The sequence below is a fragment of the Cryobacterium sp. MLB-32 genome (assembly GCF_000738085.1).
Taxonomy (GTDB): Bacteria; Actinomycetota; Actinomycetes; order Actinomycetales; family Microbacteriaceae; genus Cryobacterium.
Genome location: NZ_JPRS01000304.1, coordinates 1 through 1,298 on the forward strand (window position 1 = coordinate 1; position 1,298 = coordinate 1,298).

Below are 1,298 nucleotides of genomic sequence, written 5' to 3' on the forward strand. Positions count from 1 at the left end.
GGCCACGGGCGAGTCTCGAGATCATCGTCGTCGAGAACGGTTCGGGCGACGACAGCCTGGCCCGTCTTCAGAAGATCGCCGAGGAGGTAACGCTCGTTGAATCAGCCGACAACCTCGGATTCACCGGCGGATGCAATCTCGGTGTTTCCCGCGCTTCCGGGGAATTTATCGCGTTCCTGAACAACGACGCTAAGCCGGACCGTGGTTGGATCAGAGAAGCGATCAGCACCTTCGCCAGTGGTGCCAATATCGGTGCGGTGGCCAGTAAAGTCCTCGATTGGGACGGCGATCGCATCGACTTCGTCGACGCATCGATCACGTGGTACGGCATGGGATACAAACCGCACGCAGGGGAGACCGATCGCGGAGCCTGGGATGAGGAGAAGGACGTTCTCTTCGGCACCGGGGCGGCGATGTTCATTCGGGCCTCGGTCTTTGCCGAACTCGGCGGATTCGACGACAACTTTTTCATGTTCTACGACGATGTGGACTTGGGCTGGCGGCTGAATTTGCTCGGGTACCGTTTTCGGTTCCAGCCGAAATCGCTGGCTTTCCACAAGCACCATGCGTCGATGAACAAGTTCGGCAACTTTCGGGAAACGTACCTTCTGGAACGCAATGCTCTCTACACGCTCTACAAGAACCTCGATGATGAGTCGCTCGCGCAGGTCTTTCCCAACGCTCTGCTCTTGGCGACGCGGCGTGCCATAGCGCGCGGTGACCATGACTCGGCGTCCCTGGACCTGCGTGTTCCCGGTAACGATGCGGAACCGACTCTGCCGATATCCAAGCAAACGATGGCCGGACTCTACGCCATTGATCAGTTCGTGGAGCTCCTACCGGCCATGACCGCCTCGAGGGCGAAGGTTCAAGCATCCCGAACCCGATCGGACCGCCAGCTCAAGCGCCTACTGGGCAACACGGACGAGCCGGCCTACCCGATCGAAGGCTACCTTCGCGGCTACGAGAAGATCGTTGACAATCTTGGTCAGTTGACCATCGAGGGTCGCCGGCACATCCTCGTGATCACAGGTGACCCGGTCGGACACCAGATGGCCGGCCCCGCCATCCGGGCATGGAACATCGCGAAGACCTTGTCTGAGGAACATGACGTCCGGCTTCTGAGCATGACGAAGGCAGTAGCCCTTGACGAGGTCGTTGAGGTCGGGGTCATCTCTCACCATCGTCCGAATTCTGTCGTCGAGCACGAGGAATGGGCCGACGTCATCATCGTTCAGGGGCACGCTCTGGCTCTCTTTCCCAGCCTGGAGACGTCGCGAAAGATCCTGGTGGTCGAT

The 1,298-nt window shown here is 59.6% G+C and carries 1 protein-coding gene; it reads left to right on the top strand.

Translation table 11 applies throughout. The annotated features are described in order from the left end of the window. A partial coding sequence (locus JF66_RS17940) for a glycosyltransferase family 2 protein (protein ID WP_035880161.1) occupies positions 1 to 1,298 on the top strand: 1,298 nt, incomplete at both ends.